The sequence below is a fragment of the Aeromonas sp. Marseille-Q7275 genome (genome assembly GCF_965119515.1).
The window spans coordinates 119,801-142,551 of record NZ_CBCPLW010000012.1 but is presented as its reverse complement, the minus strand read 5'-3'; the positions used below and the strand labels follow the sequence as shown (position 1 = coordinate 142,551).

The 22,751-nt window shown below is 60.0% G+C and carries 33 protein-coding genes and 1 other RNA gene; 1 reads left to right on the top strand and 33 read right to left on the bottom strand.

The window, feature by feature from the left end; all coding sequences use genetic code 11:
* Positions 1 to 268: 268 nt before the first annotated feature.
* The 33 genes from ACWPWQ_RS13200 to ACWPWQ_RS13040 all read right to left on the bottom strand — a co-directional run bounded on the left by ACWPWQ_RS13200 (position 269) and on the right by ACWPWQ_RS13040 (position 21,592).
* The gene (locus tag ACWPWQ_RS13200) at positions 269 to 799 is read right to left on the bottom strand and encodes a hypothetical protein (RefSeq protein ID WP_454009993.1); all 531 of its coding nucleotides are present in this window, start codon (positions 797 to 799) and stop codon (positions 269 to 271) included.
* A gap of 156 nt (positions 800 to 955) precedes the next feature.
* Positions 956 to 1,705 carry a phage tail tube protein gene (locus tag ACWPWQ_RS13195; RefSeq protein ID WP_454009992.1) on the bottom strand — a complete coding sequence of 250 codons (750 nt, stop codon included), beginning with the start codon at positions 1,703 to 1,705 and terminating at the stop codon, positions 956 to 958.
* A complete protein-coding gene (locus ACWPWQ_RS13190) occupies positions 1,702 to 2,148 on the bottom strand; it encodes a phage tail terminator protein (RefSeq protein WP_454009991.1) in 447 nt (148 codons plus the stop codon). Before ACWPWQ_RS13190 ends, ACWPWQ_RS13195 begins: the two co-directional genes overlap by 4 nt.
* On the bottom strand, positions 2,145 to 2,558 hold the full coding sequence (locus ACWPWQ_RS13185) for a gp436 family protein (protein ID WP_241343192.1): 414 nt from the start codon (positions 2,556 to 2,558) through the stop codon (positions 2,145 to 2,147). The genes ACWPWQ_RS13190 and ACWPWQ_RS13185 overlap by 4 nt, the downstream gene beginning before the upstream one ends.
* Before the next feature lie 3 nt (positions 2,559 to 2,561).
* Entirely contained in the window at positions 2,562 to 3,050 is a 489-nt protein-coding gene (locus ACWPWQ_RS13180) for a Rho termination factor N-terminal domain-containing protein (RefSeq protein WP_454009990.1), read from the bottom strand.
* A gap of 107 nt (positions 3,051 to 3,157) precedes the next feature.
* Positions 3,158 to 4,066, bottom strand: a complete 909-nt coding sequence (locus ACWPWQ_RS13175) for a Mu-like prophage major head subunit gpT family protein (RefSeq protein WP_454009989.1) — start codon at positions 4,064 to 4,066, stop codon at positions 3,158 to 3,160.
* Positions 4,067 to 4,110: 44 nt separating this feature from the next.
* Positions 4,111 to 5,250 (bottom strand): phage protease, encoded by a 1,140-nt coding sequence (locus tag ACWPWQ_RS13170; RefSeq protein WP_454009988.1) that lies wholly within the window; start codon positions 5,248 to 5,250, stop codon positions 4,111 to 4,113.
* A 224-nt stretch (positions 5,251 to 5,474) separates the two neighbouring features.
* Complete coding sequence (locus ACWPWQ_RS13165; RefSeq protein ID WP_454009987.1) at positions 5,475 to 5,921, bottom strand: phage virion morphogenesis protein; 447 nt, start codon at positions 5,919 to 5,921, stop codon at positions 5,475 to 5,477.
* Positions 5,921 to 6,130 carry a hypothetical protein gene (locus ACWPWQ_RS13160; RefSeq protein ID WP_454009986.1) on the bottom strand — a complete coding sequence of 70 codons (210 nt, stop codon included), beginning with the start codon at positions 6,128 to 6,130 and terminating at the stop codon, positions 5,921 to 5,923. Before ACWPWQ_RS13160 ends, ACWPWQ_RS13165 begins: the two co-directional genes overlap by 1 nt.
* Entirely contained in the window at positions 6,127 to 7,602 is a 1,476-nt protein-coding gene (locus ACWPWQ_RS13155; RefSeq protein WP_454009985.1) for a phage head morphogenesis protein, read from the bottom strand. Before ACWPWQ_RS13155 ends, ACWPWQ_RS13160 begins: the two co-directional genes overlap by 4 nt.
* A complete protein-coding gene (locus ACWPWQ_RS13150; protein WP_454009984.1) occupies positions 7,602 to 9,215 on the bottom strand; it encodes a DUF935 domain-containing protein in 1,614 nt (537 codons plus the stop codon). The genes ACWPWQ_RS13155 and ACWPWQ_RS13150 overlap by 1 nt, the downstream gene beginning before the upstream one ends.
* Positions 9,215 to 10,762 (bottom strand): terminase large subunit domain-containing protein, encoded by a 1,548-nt coding sequence (locus tag ACWPWQ_RS13145; protein WP_454009983.1) that lies wholly within the window; start codon positions 10,760 to 10,762, stop codon positions 9,215 to 9,217. The genes ACWPWQ_RS13150 and ACWPWQ_RS13145 overlap by 1 nt, the downstream gene beginning before the upstream one ends.
* A complete protein-coding gene (locus ACWPWQ_RS13140) occupies positions 10,762 to 11,337 on the bottom strand; it encodes a DUF3486 family protein (protein WP_454009982.1) in 576 nt (191 codons plus the stop codon). The genes ACWPWQ_RS13145 and ACWPWQ_RS13140 overlap by 1 nt, the downstream gene beginning before the upstream one ends.
* Before the next feature lie 2 nt (positions 11,338 to 11,339).
* Positions 11,340 to 11,636 (bottom strand): VpaChn25_0724 family phage protein, encoded by a 297-nt coding sequence (locus ACWPWQ_RS13135; protein ID WP_098983780.1) that lies wholly within the window; start codon positions 11,634 to 11,636, stop codon positions 11,340 to 11,342.
* Positions 11,633 to 11,947: a DUF2730 family protein gene (locus tag ACWPWQ_RS13130; protein WP_408824855.1), complete on the bottom strand. Its 315-nt coding sequence runs from the start codon at positions 11,945 to 11,947 to the stop codon at positions 11,633 to 11,635. Before ACWPWQ_RS13130 ends, ACWPWQ_RS13135 begins: the two co-directional genes overlap by 4 nt.
* A complete protein-coding gene (locus ACWPWQ_RS13125; RefSeq protein WP_454009981.1) occupies positions 11,928 to 12,155 on the bottom strand; it encodes a TraR/DksA C4-type zinc finger protein in 228 nt (75 codons plus the stop codon). Before ACWPWQ_RS13125 ends, ACWPWQ_RS13130 begins: the two co-directional genes overlap by 20 nt.
* A gap of 21 nt (positions 12,156 to 12,176) precedes the next feature.
* On the bottom strand, positions 12,177 to 12,398 hold the full coding sequence (locus ACWPWQ_RS13120; protein ID WP_454009980.1) for a hypothetical protein: 222 nt from the start codon (positions 12,396 to 12,398) through the stop codon (positions 12,177 to 12,179).
* The gene (locus ACWPWQ_RS13115) at positions 12,391 to 12,708 is read right to left on the bottom strand and encodes a hypothetical protein (protein WP_454009979.1); all 318 of its coding nucleotides are present in this window, start codon (positions 12,706 to 12,708) and stop codon (positions 12,391 to 12,393) included. The genes ACWPWQ_RS13120 and ACWPWQ_RS13115 overlap by 8 nt, the downstream gene beginning before the upstream one ends.
* Positions 12,705 to 13,292 (bottom strand): glycoside hydrolase family 108 protein, encoded by a 588-nt coding sequence (locus ACWPWQ_RS13110; protein WP_454009978.1) that lies wholly within the window; start codon positions 13,290 to 13,292, stop codon positions 12,705 to 12,707. The genes ACWPWQ_RS13115 and ACWPWQ_RS13110 overlap by 4 nt, the downstream gene beginning before the upstream one ends.
* A gap of 105 nt (positions 13,293 to 13,397) precedes the next feature.
* On the bottom strand, positions 13,398 to 13,796 hold the full coding sequence (locus ACWPWQ_RS13105; RefSeq protein ID WP_454009977.1) for a HEPN domain-containing protein: 399 nt from the start codon (positions 13,794 to 13,796) through the stop codon (positions 13,398 to 13,400).
* Positions 13,797 to 13,812: 16 nt separating this feature from the next.
* Complete coding sequence (locus ACWPWQ_RS13100) at positions 13,813 to 14,559, bottom strand: hypothetical protein (protein ID WP_454009976.1); 747 nt, start codon at positions 14,557 to 14,559, stop codon at positions 13,813 to 13,815.
* A 201-nt stretch (positions 14,560 to 14,760) separates the two neighbouring features.
* Positions 14,761 to 15,198 carry a Mor transcription activator family protein gene (locus tag ACWPWQ_RS13095; protein ID WP_454009975.1) on the bottom strand — a complete coding sequence of 146 codons (438 nt, stop codon included), beginning with the start codon at positions 15,196 to 15,198 and terminating at the stop codon, positions 14,761 to 14,763.
* Positions 15,191 to 15,802: a gp16 family protein gene (locus tag ACWPWQ_RS13090; RefSeq protein ID WP_454009974.1), complete on the bottom strand. Its 612-nt coding sequence runs from the start codon at positions 15,800 to 15,802 to the stop codon at positions 15,191 to 15,193. The genes ACWPWQ_RS13095 and ACWPWQ_RS13090 overlap by 8 nt, the downstream gene beginning before the upstream one ends.
* Entirely contained in the window at positions 15,780 to 15,968 is a 189-nt protein-coding gene (locus ACWPWQ_RS13085; protein ID WP_454009973.1) for a hypothetical protein, read from the bottom strand. Before ACWPWQ_RS13085 ends, ACWPWQ_RS13090 begins: the two co-directional genes overlap by 23 nt.
* Complete coding sequence (locus ACWPWQ_RS13080; RefSeq protein ID WP_454009972.1) at positions 15,955 to 16,191, bottom strand: hypothetical protein; 237 nt, start codon at positions 16,189 to 16,191, stop codon at positions 15,955 to 15,957. Before ACWPWQ_RS13080 ends, ACWPWQ_RS13085 begins: the two co-directional genes overlap by 14 nt.
* Before the next feature lie 40 nt (positions 16,192 to 16,231).
* Positions 16,232 to 16,301: hammerhead ribozyme type II (locus tag ACWPWQ_RS13075), an RNA gene on the bottom strand.
* 2 nt (positions 16,302 to 16,303) lie between these two features.
* On the bottom strand, positions 16,304 to 16,501 hold the full coding sequence (locus tag ACWPWQ_RS13070; RefSeq protein ID WP_454009971.1) for a hypothetical protein: 198 nt from the start codon (positions 16,499 to 16,501) through the stop codon (positions 16,304 to 16,306).
* 13 nt (positions 16,502 to 16,514) lie between these two features.
* A complete protein-coding gene (locus tag ACWPWQ_RS13065) occupies positions 16,515 to 17,135 on the bottom strand; it encodes a DUF3164 family protein (protein ID WP_454009970.1) in 621 nt (206 codons plus the stop codon).
* A gap of 50 nt (positions 17,136 to 17,185) precedes the next feature.
* Positions 17,186 to 17,416 carry a hypothetical protein gene (locus tag ACWPWQ_RS13060; protein WP_429114346.1) on the bottom strand — a complete coding sequence of 77 codons (231 nt, stop codon included), beginning with the start codon at positions 17,414 to 17,416 and terminating at the stop codon, positions 17,186 to 17,188.
* A 56-nt stretch (positions 17,417 to 17,472) separates the two neighbouring features.
* Entirely contained in the window at positions 17,473 to 18,036 is a 564-nt protein-coding gene (locus tag ACWPWQ_RS13055) for a transcriptional regulator (RefSeq protein WP_454009969.1), read from the bottom strand.
* Positions 18,020 to 18,610, bottom strand: a complete 591-nt coding sequence (locus ACWPWQ_RS13050) for a hypothetical protein (protein ID WP_454009968.1) — start codon at positions 18,608 to 18,610, stop codon at positions 18,020 to 18,022. Before ACWPWQ_RS13050 ends, ACWPWQ_RS13055 begins: the two co-directional genes overlap by 17 nt.
* A 35-nt stretch (positions 18,611 to 18,645) precedes the next feature.
* Entirely contained in the window at positions 18,646 to 19,368 is a 723-nt protein-coding gene (locus ACWPWQ_RS13045) for an AAA family ATPase (RefSeq protein WP_454009967.1), read from the bottom strand.
* A 34-nt stretch (positions 19,369 to 19,402) separates the two neighbouring features.
* On the bottom strand, positions 19,403 to 21,592 hold the full coding sequence (locus ACWPWQ_RS13040) for a DNA-binding protein (RefSeq protein WP_454009966.1): 2,190 nt from the start codon (positions 21,590 to 21,592) through the stop codon (positions 19,403 to 19,405).
* Between the two features lie 464 nt (positions 21,593 to 22,056).
* Here ACWPWQ_RS13040 and ACWPWQ_RS13035 point away from each other — a divergent pair, with 464 nt between their 5' ends.
* The gene (locus tag ACWPWQ_RS13035; protein ID WP_454009965.1) at positions 22,057 to 22,740 is read left to right on the top strand and encodes a S24 family peptidase; all 684 of its coding nucleotides are present in this window, start codon (positions 22,057 to 22,059) and stop codon (positions 22,738 to 22,740) included.
* Positions 22,741 to 22,751 lie beyond the last annotated feature (11 nt).

Below are 22,751 nucleotides of genomic sequence, written 5' to 3'. Positions count from 1 at the left end.
AAAAAATAGGACCAGAGAACAATAAAAATAAAAAGCACAAACAAAATGATAAACAAGAATAGAAAAGGCCCCGACCGCTTATTTTTGGTAACGAGTAGCAGAACAAGATCATGGGTCCGACTCGGTCGGATGCCGGCGTGACCCCCCGCCGTTATGCTGTCCAACGTCACACCATTTCCGGCCGTTCCACATAGAAGGGGGGTTCGCCATCCAAGGCCAACAGTTCCCCTTCCAACTCGATTTCGATAGGCTTTGTTCTACGGCACATCTAAAGTGTAAAAGGTTTTACTCCAAGACTCCAAAGTCCATCTATATTCAAAATGTAATTTATGATTTTATCTCTGCCATCATTAATAAGCATTCTGGCTTCATTAGTGACATCTTCCGATTTGCTATCAAAAAATCCAACCGCGCAGCCCCATGGATCATCTAGCGAATCACAGATACCTTGCAGCATAGCTTTGTAAAAATTTACATTTGCATTGTCATCATAAAATTTTTTATCAACAAGAACAGTAAGACTTCCTTTCCTTTCACCAATAAAACGAACAGGGGAAAGTAAGTTTTCTACACACATACGTTCGATAATCTCGATAGCTCTTGTGTCATGGTCTTCATCCCAAATCACCGCAAAGTCATGTACGTTCACGTTGCGAGTTGGCTTGAGTTGTGAATCGAAAGATGTTGTTGCTCTTAATACAGAATAATGGCTTCCCCGGCCAATTCTACCGACAGGCGAAGGCTCATCATAAATTGTTGAAAACAGGGATGAGTATTGCGGAAAATTGGAGTTATTCATATATAGCACCTTTATTTTCGATAAAAGTCACAAGTTCAATTGTTTGTCTACTAGCCTTTCGAGCTCATAGGTTCAATATTTAAGCTACTCGTCTTGTAGAACAAAAGCAAGTGCTCACTTAACGGCGGGTCTCCCCGCCGTTCTGCTATTCAGCCCTTACACCGTCTCCGGCCGGTCCACATAGAAGGGCGCAGTCTCACCATCCAGGGCCAGCAGTTCCCCCTCCAGCTCGATCTCGATGGGCTTGTCGCTCAGGAAATCCACTGCCTTCTTGGGGGCCAGGCTGGCGCGGGGCACCGTCAGAATGATGGACTCTCCACCGATCACGCTGCGCCCATCCAGGGTCAGCTTGGCCTTCACCTCCGGCTGCACGTTGCCGGCGATGCGCGAACCGGTGACCGCGTTATAGCTGGCGCTGACCGTCACCGGACCACCGTCTGCCACCGCCCCGGCCTTGGTGGCGCGCAACAGCCCCAGGGCATAGTTGATCTCAAAGTCGGTGCCGAGCACCAGAGCCGTGGCGCCCTCCTTCACCACCAGGCCGGTGGCCGAGAGATTGGTCTTGCCCAGGCTCACCCACTTGGGGTGCGCCGGCAGGGTCAGCGCCACCTCGGTCAGCGTCCCCGCGCCCTGGTTGATGGGGCTCTCCAGCCCCATGAAGGCGGCGGCCAGCAGCACCGGCGGGATCTCGCTGGTCTTGATGGTGACCGTGGCGGGCTTGGGCACGAAGTAGGTCTCCCGCGCCTGGCCTAGCTTGCCCTTGCGCTTGCTCGGAATGCTGATCTTCTCGCTGTCCGGTTTGACCTCTAGGCTGTTGACGTCCACCGGGCCAATCACCCCGTTCGAGACGTTGTTAGTGAAGGTCTCGATATAGAGATCCCCTTCCAGGTGCAGTGTTTCGCTCATGACCGTTCTCCCTTGAATTTCACTGTCGTCTTGAAGGCAAGGGGCAGATACACCACCCCACCCTTATAACTCGGCTTCACCGGTGCGGTTTCACGCCGAAAGGTACTGTCACCACAGGGGCGGCCAGCGATGGCCTGCAGGATCCGCCCCATCCATACCCCGGCGCTGGTTTCCTTCGGGGCAGCCCTGTGCACCAGCACCAACAACCAGACCTGATCGAACGAGCTTTGCCGCCCGGATTGGGTGGTCTCACTCTCCCGTTCTCCCTGGTAAATCACATGGATGGCCGGGTTGTACTGACCCAGGTTGGCCACCGCCTCCAGGTCGGTGGCCACAAACACCTCCTTGAGCCCCCGCTCTTTCAAGGGCAGCAGCAGCTCCCGCAACCGCTCCCCCGCCGCCAGGTAGTCGAGCTCAGGCGTGGTCAGCGTGGGCCCACTCATAAGAAGCCCCCACTGCCTCGACCAAAGACCCGGCCATCGGATTGCAACTGGGCCAAGTTCTGGCTCTCCACCTGCTCGCCATCGGCCGCCAGTCCCAGCGCCAGCTCCCCCTTGCCCACCAACTTGAGGAAGGCCAAGGCCGCCTCGTTACGCTTGGCAATCTGCTCCGGCGCCTGCTCGCCGTAGAGGCGGTGGCGGGCAATATCGGCGCAGAGGGGGACCAGGGCACTCGGGATATGGGCCAGCGGCAAGGGGTAGCGTCCCGCCAGGTAGCCATCGATCAAGGCGCCGGCATCCTGCAGGGCGATGGTGATGGCAGCCTGATCCAGCTCACCGGCCGGGGTCATGGCGAGGCGCAACAACTCCGCCTCGCCAAACCGGGTCACCATGTCATTGACGCTGGCGTACATGGCTTATTCCCCGCCCTGCTGGTTGGACTCAGCGCCGGGTGCTGCCACCAGCTGCTGCACCTGGATGGCGGCCAGCAGCTCGGCTTTCTTCATACCGGCCGCATCAGGGATCGCCATCTCCACGGCCAGTTCGCGCAGCTCATCGACCTTCATCTCGGCCAACGGGGTGACCCTGCCATCGGCGGTGGCCACGCCGGCCAACGACCCCGTGGCCATCCCCTGGCTCAGGTCGCCCAACGCTGGATCCAGATCCCCATCCGGCGACGGTGCATCACCTGCCGGAAGGAGGGCGTCCTCAGCCAGCCGCATGACCACCAGACGCGGATCGGCCTCCAGGGTCTCGCACTGCAGAGGCGACACAGCCATCTCAGACTTGCCTGGAGCAATCGGCAGGCCCGCGCGGAAATAGACCTGACGAAGCGTTGATGTAATGCCAACTCGAATAGCCTGTTCCATCTCGTGTTCCATCTCGTGTTCCATCTCGTGTTCCATCTCATGTTTCCCTCTTTCATATCTGGTCGAGGCCTGTTTAAACGGGGGTTAAACGCCGAACCCCTGGCCGTTTAACCCCGTTCTTAAACAGCGCATAACGGTGGGATTTACAGGTAGTCCGCCACCACCAGCTTCAACTTGCCCTTGAGCTCGTTGCTGCTGCTATCAGACAGCTCCCGCTCCAACATCCGGGTCGCCAGCTTCTCCAGCGAAGCCGGTACCACCAGCAGGGTGGCCTTCACCCCGAGCTTGCGGCCGCCATCCGCCTCGAAGGCCCGCATCCTGGAGAAGGCATCCCACAGGGAGTCGGGGGTGAGGGCGCGCTTGTTGGCGAACGCCAGTTGCCAGAAGCCAAAGCCGGCGGCATCGCGGCAATCCACCCCGTAGCGGAACTCTTTGCGGCTGAACACCGCCTCATCGTCGATCTTGGTCATGGCGATGAGCTGCGGCGCTTTGCGCTCTTGGAAGATGATGGGCTTGAGGGCGCGGCTGGTATCGAGCAGGAACCAGGGCTCGCCGGTATAGGCGCCATCCACCACCAGGTTGGCGGCCAGTACCGGGGTACCGGTGCCATCGGCCTTGGGATAGACCGGGTGATCGGTGTCGAAGAAATACTGGGTGTCGTAGCAGGGCGTCGTGAAGCCAGCCCCGAGTAGGCCGAAACAGAGCTCGTCGGGATGTACCCCTGCCGCCAGGCCCATCTCCTGGAACAAGGGGGCATAGATACCCAGCTCATCGTCCTCGATGTCGTTGCGATCCACCCCCACGGTGGCCTCGAAGTCTTCGTTGACGATCTGGTAACCGTGCGCCTTCATCGACTCGATCACCCGATCCCCGACCCACTTGCGCAGGCTGGGAAACTTGCCAAGCCAGCCATAGGTGTTGGATTTGGTGGTCGATTTGATGACCGTCGCGATCTCGGTGTACTGGGTCGGCGCCTCCCCCTTGGCGTCTTCAAAGTTCTTCTTGAAGCCGGTGAACAGGGCCTGCAGCAACGCGGGTGTAATGATGGCCATTGGTGTGTTCCTTCTCTGGATAAACGAGGTGGTGAGTCGCGCGCTTAAGCCTGCTTGGCCTTGGCGAACGCCTCATGGGTGATGCCGAGCTGATCGGCGGCGTAACGGTCCTCGGCCGAGAGCACCGCATCGCCTGATCGAGCGGGCAGGGTTACTGCGGCGGTCTGGCTGGCGGCCAACGCCGCGATGGCCGGGCGCGGATCCAGCAGTGCCTTGAGCGCGGCCACCCCCTTCTGGGCGGCGTAGGCGGTCAGGTACTCCTCTTCGGCGGCCACCACCTTGCCCTGGGTGCGGGCCTCTTTGATCAGGGTCGCGGCATCGGTGGTATCCGCTTTGGCACTGAGGGCCGCCACCTGGGTGACCAGGGCGTTATAGGTCGCCACCGGCACGTATTGCGCCAGGTCAATCTGGCCACCCGGTTGCGCCTTGAGCGCAGCCAGCGAGGCCTTCTCGGCCGAGAGCGCCGCCTCCAGCTCCGGGGCCTTCTTGGCATTGGCCTGCAGGCTGTCCAGTTCGGTGAGCGCCTTCTGCAGTTGCTCGTCGGTGGGGTCGCCGGTCAGCTCGATGCCGAGCTTGGCCAGCAGCTTTTTCAGCAGTTCATTCATGGAGGTCTCCTTGGAGGGGGTGGCCAGCTGGCCGGGTTGGGAACTCAAAGGCAGCGCACTGAGCGCCGCCAACGCCTGCATCCCCACCACACCGGGATCATTGGTGATGGCGGTCATACGCAGTTCCAGGGGGCGACCCTGAGCGTCATAGGGAAAGACGGCCGACAGGAAGCGATATTCTTTGGCAGCCACCAGGGCGGCGGCGCGATCGGTCCAGCGCGGCTTGATAAAGAGGCCAGCCCCCTCGCGCCACTCGATCTCGTCGGCGTTGTACCAACCGGCCGCCGGCGCTGGCTGGCCGTTCTGGTCGGTCTTGAGGGTCTGGTGGTCGTAGTCGATCAGAATGTCTTGCCCCATCTCCCTCACACGATTGATGAGGGTGGTGGCGATGGACTTGTCGAGTTGCCAGTGGCCACCGGGCACATCGAAGGGGCGACCATCGCGGGCTTTGAAGGGGCCCATGGGCAGGAGTTGCTGCCAACCATCGGCCTCGGTCGTCAACGCGGCATCGAGCACGGCCAGCCCCAGGGTGGTGGGTCGCGTGTTCAAGATGGCCAGGGCAATGGCAGATTGGGGCATCACTCTCACTCCGGCTGTTCACAGCAAAAAATCACTGTTGCCAGTGTCAGGGAGTGGAGAAAGCGGTGGGGTTTATGGTGGGTTACTGCATCATGGGATCGAATGTGGGGAGGGGCTAAGGGTGTGGATGCCGTTTAATGCTGTTTAAACGCCATTTTGCTGCTCAGGTGGGGAGTGGGTCATGCCATCGTAGCAGCCCAAGCCCGCCAAACGCACTCAGGGGCTCAGGGAGCCGCGACGGTCAGATAGCCCTCCAGCGTCTCCAGCACACTTTGCTGATCGGCGTCCGACAGTCCCAGATAGGGGCGCTCGGGCAGGTTGATCTCGGGGCGGCCGAACTGATGAGCCGCGCCATATTCGAGCGGGGTGCCGAAATAGAGGGCCTGGGGATCGGCCTGATAGTTGAGGGTGTCGCGCAGATCATCGTTGAGGCGCAGCACTTCATCGGCATGGCGGGGCTTGCGGGCGCGGTACTTGTCCGAGAGTGGGGCCCAGGGCTCCCCCTCCGGGGTCTCCTGCGCATCCCAGCGATCCCGGTGGGAAAGCGCCAGCCCCTCGCCAATATCGGCCAGGGGCTCGCTTAGATCACCGGTGCGCTGATAGAGCTTGGCCAGCAGCTCATGAGCATCAGCCACCCCGTGGTGACTGATGGCGATAAAGCTGCCCGCCATCAGACTTCATCCCCGAAGGTGGTCATAAAGTGCAGGGCTTCTTCATCGGCCTTAGCCATAGCAGCCTCCCAGAGATCCACCAACATATAGACCTCACCATTCTGCGTCTCCAAGGCCTGTTCGCACAGGGCATCCAGCGCCTTGGCATGGTGCAGGGTAAAGGGGCCATCTTCTGCCAGCAGGGCGCTGGCTTGTTCCAACAAGGTCATCCTCTTTCTCCTTTACGGCTGGCCGCCGTGGCCTGGGCCAGCATGGCCTCCACCCGTTTAGCCAGCTCAGGGAAATGCGCCACCATGGCGTCCCTGGCCAATACCCAGGCGGCAAACGCCTCGGCTGCCGCCTCCATCTTGGTCTTGCCTGCATACTCCGTCAGCAGTCCAACCCCCGTCAGATCTGGCTCTCCGGCCCAGAAGTGAACCTGGTGCCCCAACTCGTGCAACCAGGTGGAGAGCCGCTGGGCAGATTCCCCCAGTTTGCCGCCGACGTTGGCCGATACACTCCAGTGCCGGCGCAGGGTGTCGCCACTGGTGCCCCTTGGCTGCCACTGACGGGGCCCGGTGTTGGCATGGGCATCGGTCACCACCTCGGTGGCCGCCGCTTGCACCGCCGGCATATTGACTGCTTTCATAGTATCGCTGGCCTTGACCTTGATAACCAGATGACCCCAACTTTTGGCGGTAAAGCCATTGGTCATATTGGCCCGACGAGAGTGATAGAAAGAGCGCACCAGATAGGGATCCTGGCCCAAATACTCGGCGATGGCCGGGGCCAGCTTGAGCCCTGCGGCCCCCTTGCCCATCTCAGTTTGCTTGATAAACAGCGTTTTCACCGGATGCGCCTTGAGGAACGCCGATAACCCGTCGCGCTGGGGCGCTGGCAACTGAGTCAGCAAGTCACTCAGGCCCTGGGCACTCACCCCCTTGGCGCTGGAATAGGCGCTCTCCACCATCCGTTCGGGCAGTCGCTGCGCCAGCACCGGCTTGGCCGCCTCCCGCTTGGCCACGGCCTTGGTCAGTGCGGCTGGGGTTTGCGGGCGATAGTCAAATCCAGGGTCGATGCCACGGGGGATCCGGTGTATCTCCCCGGTCGCCTTGTCCACCCACTCATAGTCGCCATCTTCCGGCGCCTTGCCTACCTCCAGGCCGCGCCGTTTGAGATCCGCGTCGGAGAGCAGGAACTTCTTGCACTTGCAGCCATAACCGTTGCTGGGGGAGTGGGTATCCCACCAGGGGTGGTCTACCGGCAGCACCAGATTGTTCCACTTGAGGTGTAACGCCCTGGGGTGCTCCGAATCCCCGTGCCGGTAGAGTGCATAGGGCCGCTGGTGCTTGATGCGCTCGATCTGGTCATCACGCCCGACGTTATAGCTCTGGCGCAGGTTGGTCTCGAAGATGACGCGAGAGCGCCAGGAGGCTGGGCCGGTGTGCTCCCAACCGTGGCGGGCCACGATGTCCTTGAATGCCTTCTGGAAGGCGCCAATGGATTGCCCTTCACTGATCGCTTTGTCCACCGCCCCGCGCAGGTCCGCCAGCAAGTCCGTCTTGGTCGCCCCCGCCACCATGAAGGCGCGGTTATGGGCATCCCGCCACACATCGGCCCAGCGCTCACTCGGCATGTCGAGCTTCTGGCGAAAGAAGGCGATCGCCTCGGCAAAGGGAAGTGATCCGTAACGAACGGGCATCAGTTGCCCTCCTCCATCTCCAGCATACCAAGCAGTTCGCTGGCGGCGATGGCCTGGGCCAGCAGAGCCCCCAGCTCGTCATGGCTGAGGGCGGGCTCCAGCGCCAGCAGGCCGTCCCGGATCTCCTCCAGGGTGGTGGCCTGCATCACCAGCGCCTGAACCGCATCGGTCATGCCGGCGAGCAAAGGGGCGACCTCTGCCTGCAGTCGGGTCAGTTGGGCATCGTTGTTATCGCCCTGGGCCTTGGCCGCTTTCTCTTTACTGGCTGCCTCTTTGCCCGCAGCCTCTTTACCGGCAGAGAGCGCCGCCAGACCTTGCGCCTTGAGTGCTGCCTCCCCTGCTCCTGCCTGCTTATCGACGATAACCAGCACCTCCTCCCCGGCCTTGGGGGCCGGGATCTGCAGCTTGTCGCGCACCCACTGTGCCGGGATCTGCATCCCCATCCCCACCAGGGCCCGCAGCGGATAGGCCAGATCGCGCATGTCCTCCGGCTCGGTCACGTCGAACTCCAGCCGGGGGGCCCGGCGCGGGCCCTGGAAGCTTTTGCCGTTGAGGGCAAACAGCGGGTACACCAGATCCCGGGTCAGGGTCGCGGCCAGCTGGCGCAGGTCAGCATCGCGCACCTCCTGGCGCACCTCGTTATGCACGTTGCCGAGCGCATTGGTCGAGCTCTTGCCGTCGGCCTGGGAGGTCAGGGTGCCGCCCAGGACGGCCTTGCTGATGGAGCGCTCGCACCAATCCATCATCACCACAAAGGGATCGGCCTGGCCGCTGGCCGCGTTCTCGAACTCGATCTCCATCCCCCTCGGGATGATGCCACCGGCGTTGTGGCCGATGGAGAGCACCGCCTGCAGCAGGGTCGCCTTCTCCTTCTCGGTGGCCCCTTCCGGGTACTTGCCCAGGCGCACCGGCAGGCCGTAGATCTCCAGAAACTCGGCGAGATCCCGCACGCTGTAGTTCTTGAACAGGAAGGGCCAGACCAGGGTGCGGATAAGGCCGGTGCGCGCCAGATAGCCCGACTTGGACTTGGCCTTGTGAACCAGCCAGCCAAACGGATTGAGGCCAGCGCCCTCCTTGCTGCCATCGCGCAGCCGCAACTGGTTCCAATCATCCGGGTGGGTCTGGAACCAGGCGGGGTCGCGCCAGACGATGCCCTTGGGGAGCTGCAACCCCTCCACCATTTCCCAGCCGCTGAACTCCTGGGCACTGAACCCCTTGAGTACCGCATCGGTGGCGTCAAAGATGGCATCATCCAGCCAGGTGAAGTCCTCCAGCAGCTCCCGGATCATCTCGCTGTCGCGCTTCTCGGCCGGGGTGGCGTTGCGGGGCGGCTCTATGGTCCAGCTCACCCCGAGCAGGGCCCGGCGGCGCTTGCCGAGCTCGCTCTGCAGGTGGGCATCCTTCTCCTCCATGTCTTCGGCCAGCTCGCACTGGGCGATGAGGCTCCCCTCCTCCGCCTCTTTCAGTGCCGCCGCAGCCTTGCCAGGGGTGAGCCCCACGGTCGGGTGTTCGCTGTAGTGGCGGCGCAGCTGGGCCAGCTTGGCGTCGTTCTCGCTCTGCGGCTCTCTCTGCAGGCGCAGGGGATTGCCGTGAATATCTATGATCCCGCTCATTACCAGGCACCTCGTTCATATCGGTGATAGTCGTCATCCCTGCGCTCTTCATCACGCTTGCCAGGCAAGGGGGTGAACTCGATGGCGCCCCCCTCCATCCAGCTGGCCCGCACCGCCATGACCAGGGCCACCGCAAAGTCGCCGTGACGCTGTTGACCGCCCTGGCCGGTGTTCTTGCCCTTGTCGATCTTGGGGATGCCGTTGATAACCTGGATCTTGCCCAAGTCATCCTGCACGTCCGCATGGCGCGGGATAATCAGGTTGTCGTCCTCCAGCTCGGCCTTGAGCTTGGGCATCCACTCCCGGTACCAGGGGTCACTCAGCATCACGCACTCGATCATGCTGGCCCCCCAGCGCAGCCGGGCCGCCTCTGCCAGATAGCCGCCGTTGCCGGTGGCATCGAACGCCGCCGCCGTGAAGCGGTGCAGCCCCTGCAGCAGGTAAAACAAGATCTGGCGTTGGGTTTCATAGGGGGCGTTGACCAGCTCCACCACGAAGGGCACCCGTTTGCGCAGGTTGGCCGCGATGGAAAGCGGGACAAACACCGAGAGATCCCCCTTGCGGGCGAAGTCTTCGCCGAGCACATGGCGGCAACTGCGATCGAGTGCCTCCAGGCAGGGCTTGAGGTGTTCCTCGCACCAGAGCTCCGCTACCGCCTTGCGGGTCTCCTCACTCAGGAGCTCGAAATCCGCAGGGGAGGTGAAGCGCAGGATGGGGATATCCGGCTGCATGGCCCGCTCGATCAGGCTGCGCTTGATGTAGGCGCCGCTGCTCTGCTTGGGCACGCAGAAATACTCCTCCAGGGCGTCCTCTTCGGTGGCGGTGTCTTTCAGCAGGCCCGCCTTCCAGGCCTCCTCGGCCTCCGGTGTCCAGAGCTGCCCCTTGACCTGGCAGATGCGCCGATAGAGGCCCTGCCGGCAGGCGTCATCCAGGGTGATGGTGTGGATGGAGTAGCGCTTCTTGCCGGCGCGGCTGTCGTTGATGAGCTGGTTGAACAGGTTATCCACGCCGTTGTGGGTGCTGATGAGGCGCACCTTGGCGCCCCACATGGTCAGCGCCAGCGCCGCTTTCAGTACCTCGGCCAGTCGGTCATGGAACGCCGCCTCGTCGATGGTCACATTGCCCTGCATCCCCCGCAGGTTGGAGGGGTTGGAGGAGAGCGCCTGCACCTTGAAGCCCGAGGCGAAATAGACCACGAAGGTGAGGATCGCCTTGTCCTCGTCGTCGGTGAACACCTCCTCCTGGATCTCGCCGGCCGCCTTGTCATACGCCTTGGCCCACATGGCCACGGCGTCGATAAACTCGCGGGCCATCTCCTTGTTGCTGCCCACATAGAAGTGATGGCAGCCCCCGGCAGTCTTGGTTTTGGAGGCGGTCAGGGCGGCATCGGCCGCCTCCGCCCAGGTGATACCGGTGCGGCGGCTCTTCTCGGCAATCTTGAGCGGGCTCTCGTCGGCGATCCAGATCCGCTGGTACGACAGCAGCACCTCGTCGGGGCTGTATTCGGTACCGAGGGTCTGGGCCAACTGCTGGGCGATCGTGGTCATCAGACAATCCCCAGAATTTCACGGCGGATCGCGGCGGCAGCTTCACCGCTCAGGCCCGCCTGGGTAACGATAGCCTCGGTCTTGGTGGCCACCTCCTCGGCAAAAGCCTGGCGGATCTCCTTCTCCCGCTTGTGACTCTGCATGGCGGTGGATTCGAGGCGCTGGGCCGCCAACATGGCGTTTTTCAGCATGTCGATATCCACCGCCTCCTCCGGGTTCTGCACCTGGGCCAGCATCGCCTTGAACAGCTGGGAACGGCCCAACTCCAGGATGAGCTTGGTGGTCTCCCCCATCGGCTTGTCGCCGAGCTGGCTGGTCAGTGCCGCCGTGGTCTCCCGCAGGTCGCGCAAGTGTTGGCCTACCTGCTCCACCTGGCTGGCGTGACGACTCAGCCCCGAGCGGGAGAGCTTGAGATCGTCAGGCAGTCCGGCCTCATCAATCAGGCCATTGATCTCATCCAGGATGGCGGCCTGGCTGTTGCCCTTGTCCCGCAGCATGGCGTTGAGGGCATCGCGGATAGCCTCGGGCAGCAGCCACACCTTGCTGGCGCGGCCTCGGGTCGGTTTCTCGGCCATGGCTAGTCCTCCGCCCTGGGCTTCTTGATGCCAGGCACGGTCGCCCGCCCTTCTGCCACATCCTGGCCACGGCCAGTGAGGTGAGCCACCTGCACCTGGGCGAGGCGCTCGATGCGCACCAGCCCCTGCTCTTCCAGCCAGGCCAGCAGGGTCTTCACCCGATCCCGCGTCACCCGGCCGGTCCCCAGCTGGTCGAGACAATCGTTGAGGATCGACTCATTGGCCGCGCCACCGATATCGAGCAGGGAACGCAAGATCACCAGGCGCTGCTGGGAATCCAATATCGCTTGAATGCTCATGCTTTCTCCTTCTGTACCGCTGAGAGCTCATTCTCCAGCAGCATGTCGGCGAGCCGGCGGGCCTGGCGCAGTTCCGGCTTGACCTCCCGCAACTCGCCGCGCAGCTCGCTGATCTCCAGCTGCAGCTTGTGCAGCTCCCGCTCACTCGGCAGATCGGCCAGTACCTGCTCCACCCGCTGCACTCGCTGCACCAGGGCCGTGAGATCTTCCCGCTTGGCGTAGGTCTTGGAGAGCAGGATGATCACCACCAGCCCCACCAGACTGGCCAGGGCATACAAGGGCCCCCAGTTCTTAACGATGAATTCCCACACGGACTGCCTCCTTGCGCTCATAGAGGGTCTGGCACTCGATGCAGCGCTCGGCACCAGGTTCTGCTGCAAGGCGCAAGGGCGGGATGGCGTTATCGCAATCGCAGCAGATGCCATCCCCCTGGGGCCTTGCCCTTGTTTGATGGGACTGAATAAGGCGCCCGATCCGCTCGGCGTCGAGCTGCTGGGCGCGGTCTATGGGGTCGCTCAAGGGCGTCTCCTTGCGAACCGGTTACTTGACCACATGGGTCGCTTTGAGGCGGCCCCAGATAGCGACCAGGCCGCCCACTGCGCTGGCCACATCCACGATCGTGGTGACCACGGTGGTCTGGGTGCCGGGGTCGATCTGCACGCCGAACAGGCCGGCAATACCGGCCCCCACGGCAATCAGGCCACCGATCACGGTGCGGCTTTTGAAGGCCGACTTTGCTTGGGGTAACAGGGAATCAGCCATGATGGGCTTCCTTATATTGAGGTTGGGAAAGACGGGCACGGGCCCGCAGGCGATCCAGCTCGCCCACCGACCGCCAGCCCTGGGCAAACAGGGACTGGCGAGTGGGGTGATGGCTGTAGAGCGGGATCGCCTCCAGGTCTGCAGTTGTGGTGCTCGGATCGGCCAGGTATGCCTTGAGGTGGGCGCGGCGCCCTTCCTTGAAACAGGCGAGATAACGGGGATTTTTGAGCTCGGGGATGCCGAAATAGCCGGCGGCCTGGATCCCTTGCAACGCCTGGCGGCGCTTGTTGATCAAGCTGGGTTTGCTCATGCTGCCCCCTCCCCAAACCGGGTCGAGAGCAGGTGGCTCTGCAGGCGCAGCAGACGGTTGATCCAACCCCAGGCGTTGGCCCACTGGCTCGGGTCTTTGCGCACTATGCCCAGCATGAAGCTGGCGCGGACCTCCAGCAGCGCAAGCAGCAGCGCTCGGCCACCGTCCCGACCAGTCTTGGCGGTCAGCACCCGCAGGGTCTGCGAGCCCAGCACTCCGTCCGCCATGATGCCGAGCGCCTGCTGCAGCTGACGGACGGCACGACCTGGGCCGTGATGCACGGCCCCATCGAACAGAGCGATGGCAATCAGCGGGCAGACACTATCGACCCGATCGCAACGGGCAGGCAGCCAGTAGTTGGCTCGGTAAAACAACTCGGTATGGGCGGGAGTCAGGTCACGGATGGCGATATCCGGCTGGCCATCTCGATCGAGATCGGACATGCCGTCTTTCTTGCCATCGGCGGCATCGGCGATGCCGTACTTGGTGTGGCCGCCCCGGTCGGCAGGGTGATTGACCTCGCCCCCTTCCACATCAGGGCGGAGCAACCAGGCAAGTGCGGTAGAAAAGGTATCAGGCAACATAAAGGCCCCTCGATTAACTGCGTTATCCGCAGCGTACCGAGGGGCCTTATAGACGGGGGTTTATGGTGGGTTACAAGACAGAGTGAGAATAAAGGTAAATCATCCTTACCCAGTAGTGACCTGTTCACCACCTCCACTCAGTTCTTGGCACTTTTGGAAAAGACGTTCAGCAGCCTTAATACTCTCGAGAGCATCGCTCGAGTTCACATCACTACTCAAGTCGTAATCTGCGACAACTCGCTTCCCCTTTTGCTGCTGAAGCATGGCAGCTAATCCACGTAAGGCCATCCTGTCGTATGGCTCATCTTTATCGGGGTTCTTGAGATATTGAATTAGACCGTCATGCGCATGAGCGCTGTAATTAGGCAGCGCAACGACCAGCCCTCGGACTTCGTGGAACATTGCATAATATGAACGGGCAATTGCATTTCTATACCCAATTTCATCTGCTCTTTGAACTGAGTCAGTGGCAAAACTGAGAAAATCCTTGCTAAAAACAGACACATTTCTCTCCCTTTTATCACTCAGTTTTGCCGCGGAACCAGGCCGTAACGGGAAGATCCATAAGCCGGTCATTTTCAGCAAGCTGCATGGCCAGATCAAGATTCATATCAGCAAGTTGATCGGGGTCGCATGAATCAAGTTCAAAGCATATCATGATCAATCCATCACCCGTACGAACCCCCGAGCTTCTGATGGATACACGATACTGGCTAGCGACATTAACGCACGCCATTGCCAAGCTGTTTATCTCAACGTCCTTAACACCAAAATCACCTTCCAATTCTTTCAGCATCTTGGAGAAAGTCTCAGATGTTGTCATGATCGCGGCACCCTGTTCATCGGGGTAGTACTTGCGGAGCTTCAGTGCGAGAGCAGAAATGTGATCCATGTCGCATACGACTTGGGCTGTCTCCCAAGCATTTTTCACAATCTCTGGATCTTCAAACTTATCTGCCAAGCTGAACGCAACTTTCACATAATCAGCAAAGCGGCCGATTCGTTTTAGATAAGTGCTGAAATTGCCTCCAATTCTAATGTCATAGAATCTGGCCATTCCATCCTCAAAAGCGGCAATTGCATCCTCTTCTTGCCCCATTGCACCATGACACAATGCGGTTAACAGTACCTTCGCAACCGGGTTATCGAGAGCCCGTATCTCTCTCTTTACTTTGGCTGCCTCCCATTCAGGCAACACTTGCCCGGCATCAATGTATGCCGTCAATGTATCGTGGAGTACTGATGTCTTGGGAGCTGGGGTAGCCATATGACCTATAGAATTCAATTAGATGGGTAAGCGTAATCCCTTGTACCCTAATGCACAGGAAAAACACAATCAACAGTAGCCGAGGATTCTACATAGATCGCTCTTCAGCAACCATAAAATTCCTTCCTCGATTATTGGAGAAGATTAGCCGCAAATGAAAACCCCGCCGCAGCGAGTTTTTTCTTAACGTGAGAGCTGTCGTTATTGATGCCCGAACAAGTCGGGCTGATGACGGCGCCGAGTCAGCTCTCGCTGCTCCGCTACCACTGCATAGGTCTGCGGCACCGAGAGCCCGTGCTTACGGGCCAACTGGTCGATATTACGGCCGTTGAACTCATCCCAGATGGCCCGGTCCCGCAGAGCCGCCTTGAGGTGGTCCCCGGTCGGGATGTAGTAAGCGCGACCGCCCATATAGTGGGCCTGCACCAGTGCCAACTTGCGGGCCTGAGCGCGGGCGAGGTCTGGCGCCATCCCACCTCGGCCCAGTTCGCAGGCCAGCACGTCCACCAGCTCGGCCAGCGCCTTGGGCCACTTGGTTGTCAGCTCAGTGACCGGGATCTGGTCGAGCCGGTCTACCAGCTGACCCAGAGAATCATGGTCATCGGCAAACAGGTCCAGATTGTCCTGGTTACTATCCATGTGCTATCTCCTCAAACGCCGCGAGGATGGCCTGATACCCTGCCACCCGTCCGGTTTTTACATGGGTGGGGACGGGTTTCTTGGCCACGTACAACGCCTTCACCATCTCCCGCTTGTGCCAGTTCTTGAGGGATTCCAGTACCCGGTAGGCCAGCGCATCGCTGAGCCAGGCTACCTCTGCCACTCCGATCCCGTTGTTCATCCGCACGGTCTGGCGCTCGACGTAATGATTGAGCGCGGTCTCGCTGCCATCCCGCAGCAGGCCATGACGGTGCATGGTGATCCAGATGGCCCGGATAACACTTATCTCGGCAGCTTTAACAGGAGTCCCATGAGCCGGACTTAAACGCTTGCTGGCAGCCCCTTTAGCAGGGCGTTTAACGGTCGGTTTAAAGCCTGCCGCCTTCATGGCCACCAGCACCTTGTCCAGCTCCTGCAGGGTCAGGTCGGCGGCCGAACGCTTGCAGCTCTGCTGCGTCAGCAGCTCACGATAGGTCTCCTCATCAAGTCCCAGGGTGCGCCTGCCTACCTGTACCAGCCGGATCAGGCGGGTGCGGTCACTGCTTGGCTTATTGCTCGGCTCATTGCTCATGATTGCGCTCACGTTCCCCTCCTGCCTTTGACGCCCAGATTTGTCCTGCCGCCATCACTTCTGGCCCACTGCGCCACTGAGGACAATGGCTATCGAGCCACTGCTCGGCCTGCTGCTGACTCAGGGGGCCAAATTTCATCACATAGGCCAGCAGTGGCTGCCAGTTAGACATGGCCATGGCTGGCCTCCCCCGCAACGACTCTGGCTTGCTGCAACTCCGCCACCAGTTGCCAGCGCATCCGGCAAGCTTCCCCCGCCAAGGCGAGGAGCCCCTGTGCGCGGGCCTCTTTTTCAAACTGCTTGAGCTGTTTGCACACAGCTCGCTTATCAGGGGCCGCCTGTGCAATGGCTGCCGCGCTGAAAATCTTGGTAAGCCGAATATCCATCTCTGTTTTGGTCATCGCCGTGCTCCTTTATCGAGGCGGTGAAGACCTGGGCCCAGGTCGGCTGCTCATCAGTACCCGGCCACCACGCCGGGCAGACAGGGCGGCATGGCCACCCTGTTTCGCATTGTCACTGTTCAAACTGCAGTGGCATCAGCCCCTGATACTCCTCCTCATTGAGGGGCATGGGTCCCAGTCCTAGCGCCCACAGCAGGGCGGCCTTGATGCCGTCCTCATAGGTGTCGTCGGGGTAGCAGGTGCCCTCGGTCTCGCTGATCTGCTCGCACAGCAGCAGTTGCTCTTCTGCCCTTTCCACGTTGATTTCCATCGCGCACTCCTCCTTATAACTTCGCCAGATCCAGGCTCATCTGAACGTAACGGCCCTGGCCGTCCCGCTCGTAGAGCCGCAGGTATTGGCTGGTGCCGGTCACCTGGATGGCGTCGGCGATCGCCTGCATAGCCTGCTCCCAGTCGGCATCTTCGATATTCAGCTGACGCAGGGAAAGCACCTGGTTGACGTCGATATGGCCGGCCTTGGAGACTCGAAAGGCATGGTCAACCAGCGCCCGCAGCTTGGCGTCGGCGCCATCGCTCCAGCGCGCGATGCATTGGTCGATCAGCGTCTTGGCTGCCTGGATCCGTTCATCAAATTTGCGGTGCTCTCCCACCGCCCGGATCAGCTTGTAACGGCCGTCGAAACTGAGCAGGGTCACATTGCCCTTGGTGCCGCCCCAGGCCACGCCATACTGCTCGGCCGAGAGGTCTACAAAGTCGGCGATCTGCTGCATGGCGCCGATCTTGAACGCGGCCAGGCGGGAGCGCTCTTCACGGGCGGCGGCGATGATGGCCATCACCACCTCATCGCGCAGCTTGTCTGCCGGGGCAATCAGGTCTTCCGGTACCCAGTGCCCCTGGGCGTTCTGCCGCATCGGGGTGGTGTTGCTGGTCTGTGCTTCTTGCATGAAAATCTCCTTGATGGATCTCGTTGTTATCCGGTGGGGTTACTCGCCCCTCATTGGCGCCAGTGCAGTACACAGCCACCGAAGCGCACCATCGCCACGTCGCTCACCTGCCCCGCCAGGTACTCGCGCCCCCACACCGCCCGCCGCGTCATCTCCGGGGGCAAGGGCCCTGTTACCATCAGCAGCGGGGTATGGCGCACCTGGCCGGTGCGTACCTTGCACCCGTTTGCCGTCAGCCAGAGGCGCAGCTGGTCGGCCGTGTTCTGCAGATTTCTGTTCATCCCGTTCTCCTTGTGATCTCGTCACTGGGCCCACCGCACACCCCGAGCCCGCTGGTTTACTGGTTGTTCTTACCGGCCTTTACGAGCAGCCGGTTGAATTTGATACCCAGGATCTTGATCTCCTCTTCCAGCAGAGCTATCAGAGCTAGATTCTGGCGGCTGAGGCTGTCGCCGCCATCGGTCCTGGCCTGGCGTCGTAACCGGCCCAACACTGCATCGGCGTCATACTGGGTGACAGCCACAGGTTCCGAGTCGATGACCTTGACCGGTAGCCGCATAGGGTGACGCAACTGCTCCTCCTCGCTTAGCTGACTGTTTGGGCAACCGCTGCGACACGCTTTATAGAGCCGGATTTCGTTGGGGGTGCTGCCCACATCACCAGCCTTGCGCCGTTGATGAGCCATGCACTCGTGCTGGGGAATGCGCCCCAGGATCGGGCACTCCACCGTATGTCCCATCAGCACCGACTCCACCAGCCCCTGGATCCGGCCCATATCACCGGGGTACCTCTCGTTACACACCTGGCTGATGGTGGTGCGGCTAACCCCCAACCGCTCGGCCATCACCGCCAGGCTGCTCGACGCCACCGCCTGGCGCAGCACCTTAAGCCACGTGTCCATGCTCACTCTCCTCAGCCAGGAAGGGGTAAAGCCGCTGCTCGTTCTGATCCCAGCAGCCGTTTTCGCGGCAGATAGGTGCATGGCGTCCGGTATCGCGTACTAATTGATAACGCGATGACTTGCGTTCACTGACGGGTAGATCTTTCTCCTTGCGATGGAGAACCTTGACGTAACCAGCACTAATTAGCTTTTCAATAAAGCCATGAGCGTTTCTTGAATTGACACCACAAGTCATGACCAGATCGTCTTGGCCAAAGGTGCTGTTGATCAACATGGTGTTCCACATCTTCTGCTGCTGGGTCTTACGCCAACTGCGAAAGCGACGATAACTGCGCCCCTTTTGATTAGAACCCGTCCCAAATACAGGAGGCTGTTGTGGATTGACCACTCGATAACCGGCTGGACGATATGTGTCAGCGATACGTTCAATAACACCTGCATTGACCCATCTGGTGATTACTTTATTGCTATGACCTTTTTTCATCTCGGCCGCATCTTGCAACTGCTGGCTGGTGAAAGAGGGCTGCTGACAACACCATTGCCACGCCACCCTGGTTTTAGTTTCCGTGCTCAATCTGAACTCCTTGTTATTGTTCTGCAGGGGGCTAGTCAGCGCACACGGCGCACGTCATGGGTCAATTGGCTAGTGTCGATATCTTCCAGACCGATACGATCCACCCCGCTGGCGAGCACAATCTTCTCGACCTTGTCCAGCGCCTTGATGATGTCCCGCACCACCCCGTTGGAACGTTTGCGGATAAGATCGAGCAGGGCCTCGTCGATCTCCACGTCCACCTCCATCAACTCCTTGGCGAACAGGTTGACGTCCTCCAGATCGGCGGCCTTGAATTCAACCCACTGGGAGATACGGTTAAACATCTGCTTGCGCTGACTAATCCGGCGGGCGATCTCCTCCATCCCCACCAGGATCAGTGGCTGTTCGGTGGCGTCATAGATATCCCGCAAGGTCTCCATGATTCGGGCATTGCCCACCACATGGTCCGCCTCGTCGATAAACAGGGTCAGCTCCTCCTTGCGGATCGCCTCGACAATGCCGTCCACCGTGCCCCGCAGGTTGTGGCGAACCGGCACCGCCAACTGGCGGGAGATGCTTTCGAGCAGACTGGTCAGGGTGTCGGACTTGTAACAGCGCACAAAGATCCCGTTCACCGAATCCTGGTTAAACAGCCAGGTTGTCGCGGTGGTCTTGCCAAAACCGCTCTCACCGTGAATCAGGCCGATCCCTGGCACGATGGAGCTGCGATTGAGCAAGTTGTCCAGCAACTGCTCGGTCTTGATCATGTTTTTCACTTCAACCACTTTGTTTTTCATCGTGTTGCTCCTTGTTTAAACATGGGGTTAATCGTCACTCTGCCGCGCTGGCACGCTTCTGCTGCAGGATGATGAGGTCTTTTTCGAGACGCTTTGCCATCAGCTGATGGCTGTGCAGATAGCGCTTGAGCCACTGCGCATCCCGCTCGTCGAGGGGTGCCTGTAACTGGTGCTCGGCCAGATCCAGTGCAATCTGGTATTCGGTCTTGATCTGCGGCCGGGCCATCTTGGCCTCGGCGGCCTGTCGGGCGGCACGGGCATCCCGCTGCTGCTCGATGGCGGCCAATTCGGCGGCACTGAAGCCACGCTCAACCGGTTGGCCTACCACACCGGTCAGGGCCGCCAGGGCAGCGTTGTCGAGCGGGGTGTCGCCCTGCTGGAACTGCAGGGTATCCTTGGCCTGCACCACAAAGTGGTTGACCACATCCTGATGCAGCTTGTCGATGCCGAAGGTCTTGGCGAGGTTGCGCATCTCGCGGCGAAAACTCGCCAACGCCTTGGCATCGGCCTTCTTGGCGGCGCGGAAGGCATCCGGGCTCACCCCGTTCCCCAGCAGGTCGAGGTTCACGGCCTCGATCCGCTCGTTCCAGTCGCCAGTGCGATACAAGATGGTCCGGCCCACATCGCTCGGGTCGAGGAACACGCTGACCCGCTGGCTCTTCCAACTGTTCTCCAGTAACTCCGGGGCGCTGTACTTGAGGCCGCCGGCCTTGATGAAGCCCTTGGAGACGGTGGCCTCGCCGATATGGTTGAGCAGCAGATCCAACGCCGACTCATCGACGATCGCGCGGCGTTGGTAGCGGGCGCTTTGGTACTTCTCGTTGGGGGTCATCCCGAGTGAACTGTGTCTGCGGTTGTGATAACGGGCATCGAGCCAGTCATCGAGCAGGATCTGTAACTGGCCGGCTGTCATGGCAAGTTCGTAGATCTCTTTTTCCGCATCCGGCTTACGCTTCTCCTCCAGCCGCTGGGCAAAGCTCTTGCGAGCCTCGATCACTTGGCGATCGGCCACGCAGTGCCCGATATAGGCGGGCAGCAACTCGATCAGACCGTGGGAGAGAGTGCGGAAGAAACGCTCGATATGCGGCTTCTCCCATCCCGAATAAGCGTTGGATCGGCTGACGTTCATGCCGAGCAGGGTGCAGATGGACATGACCCGCTGGCTCACATAGTCAGAGCCGTTATCGGTGCGCATCACCCCGCTCTCGTTGAGGGTGCCCCAGGCCAGCAGGGTCTTGCGCAGCAGCAGGCAGATCCCCTCGCTCGATGAGGTTTTGGCCACCAGCAACCGCACCCGACGGGTGAACACATCGATCACCGCGATGATACTGTGGCGGCCTTCCACCAACATGGCATCGACAGGGGTGCTGTCGAACTCCCAGACGTCGTTGGGCTGGCCCATCCAGGGGTACATCTCTTCGATGGCGGTACGGTACTTGTTGTTGTAAGCGTCGGGGTTGGTGGCATAGGTAAAGGCCACCTTGTTCTCTGCCAACCACTTGACCAGCCAGCGGCGCAAGGAGGACTGGCTCGGGATCTGCCAACCAAGCTGATTCATCTCGCTGTACTGGGTCGCCAACTCATGCAGCGCCCCCCACTTGTTGGCCAAGTGCGGTTTGGCGGTGATTAATGCCGTCAGGAACCGGGCCAGATCAGGGCTTTGCTCGACGCTGGATGGCCGCTCCCGCTGGTAGTTGCCTGCCAGTGCTGCCGGGCCGGCATCGGCCAGGGTGCCTTGCCAGCGCCGCAACGTGATCAGGCTGAACGGCTTTTGTTGCTCATAGACGCTCACAGGTAGTGACAGGCTGCGGGTGCGATATGCCTCGATAAAGGCGCGACGTCCCACCTCCCCTTGCTGGCAGGCTTGATAAGGGGCCAGGAAGAGATCGGCGGCCTGCAGGATCAACAGCCGGGCATCTACCTTCTTGCGGGCGGCAGCGCCCAGGGTCAGCAATTTGCGGCCCGCATCCGGCTTCACTGGCACTTCACGAGCAAGCAGCTTGGCCATCGCCTTGCCACCGGCCGCATGATCGGTCACCGTTTGTCCCTGCAGGGCAACAGCCTGCTCTGCCAGGTAGCGCCGGGTTTCTGCGGGTAATGAGCTGATGTGGTACTCGCTGCCTTTACCATCCGAACATTTGCGTGAATTGAACTGCTCAGATCTTGCGCGGTATCGCACCCCCTGTACCGTAGTAGGCATGCCCGGCAAACTGACGAGTTCCATTGATGTGAACCACTCTTTCATTTGCCATCTCCATACAGAGCCATGCCAAGGGTTTCACTCAATCCCGCCATGATCCTTGATGAAACAGTGCCATCGGCAGGCTGCCGGTGCTTGCAAGGGGCATAAGTGTGAATACACTCCTGTACGGTACGGGGGCTGAAACCACGTTCAATGGCCCAGTTCCTTACGGAGTAACCACGCTTCCTAAGCTCTCCGTAGATGTGGTTGGCTGTACTTATGCTCATGGGGTCACCGTGATACAATTTGAGAAATCTTTCGCGCATTGCGCGAACAATTGAGAGTATTGATCAACTCAAAAACTCTTGCAATGGAAAGATTCACTCTTTTCTTTTCGAACGTTCACTCATTTGAGGTAATTTTATTTTTGTCTCATTTATCAATGAATTAAACAATGGAAAGTGCTCATACCAAAAGAAAGCACGCTTTCCTTCTTGAGGGCTTTTATGGAAAGTGAATTCAAGAACAGACTTGAATCGATTATCGGGACGGAAAGCGCGCGCTCATTTGCGTTAAGGGCAGGGATGGCTGATACCACTTTGCGCCAGTATCTGAATGGTCGTTCTGAGCCAAACATGAGTCAGCTCATCAAGATCGCAGACACCGCAGGGGTGAGAATTGATTGGCTCGCAACTGGCCGTGGCCCAAAGGAAGATGTACAAGATGAGAGCCTCAACCCTGATGGGTTGGATAAGGCTCTGTTCGAAGAGGAATATGCGCTAATCGACGGCTACCACATCGCAGTCAGTGCGGGATACGGAGCGTTCAATGACCAGCATGAGGTTAAACGCAAGCTAGCCTTCCGCCGCAAGTGGCTCAAGTTCCGCCAGCTGAACCCGGATAATCTGGCCGTCGTCTTTGCCAAGGGCGACAGCATGGAGCCAACTATCCATTCCGGCGATTCCATCCTGGTGGATTTGAGCCGCAACCAGATCCAGGACGGTGGCCTGTTCGTGCTGCGCCTGGGGGATGAGCTCTATGCCAAGCGGCTGCAGAAGCGGGTCGATGGTGGGGTAAACATCATCAGCGATAACAAGGCAGGGTATGAGACGCTTTCCGTGCTCCCCAACGAGCTGGAGTCATTGAGCATCATCGGCAAGGTAGTCTGGCTAGGGCACGATTTTTTTTAAACCCATCTAAT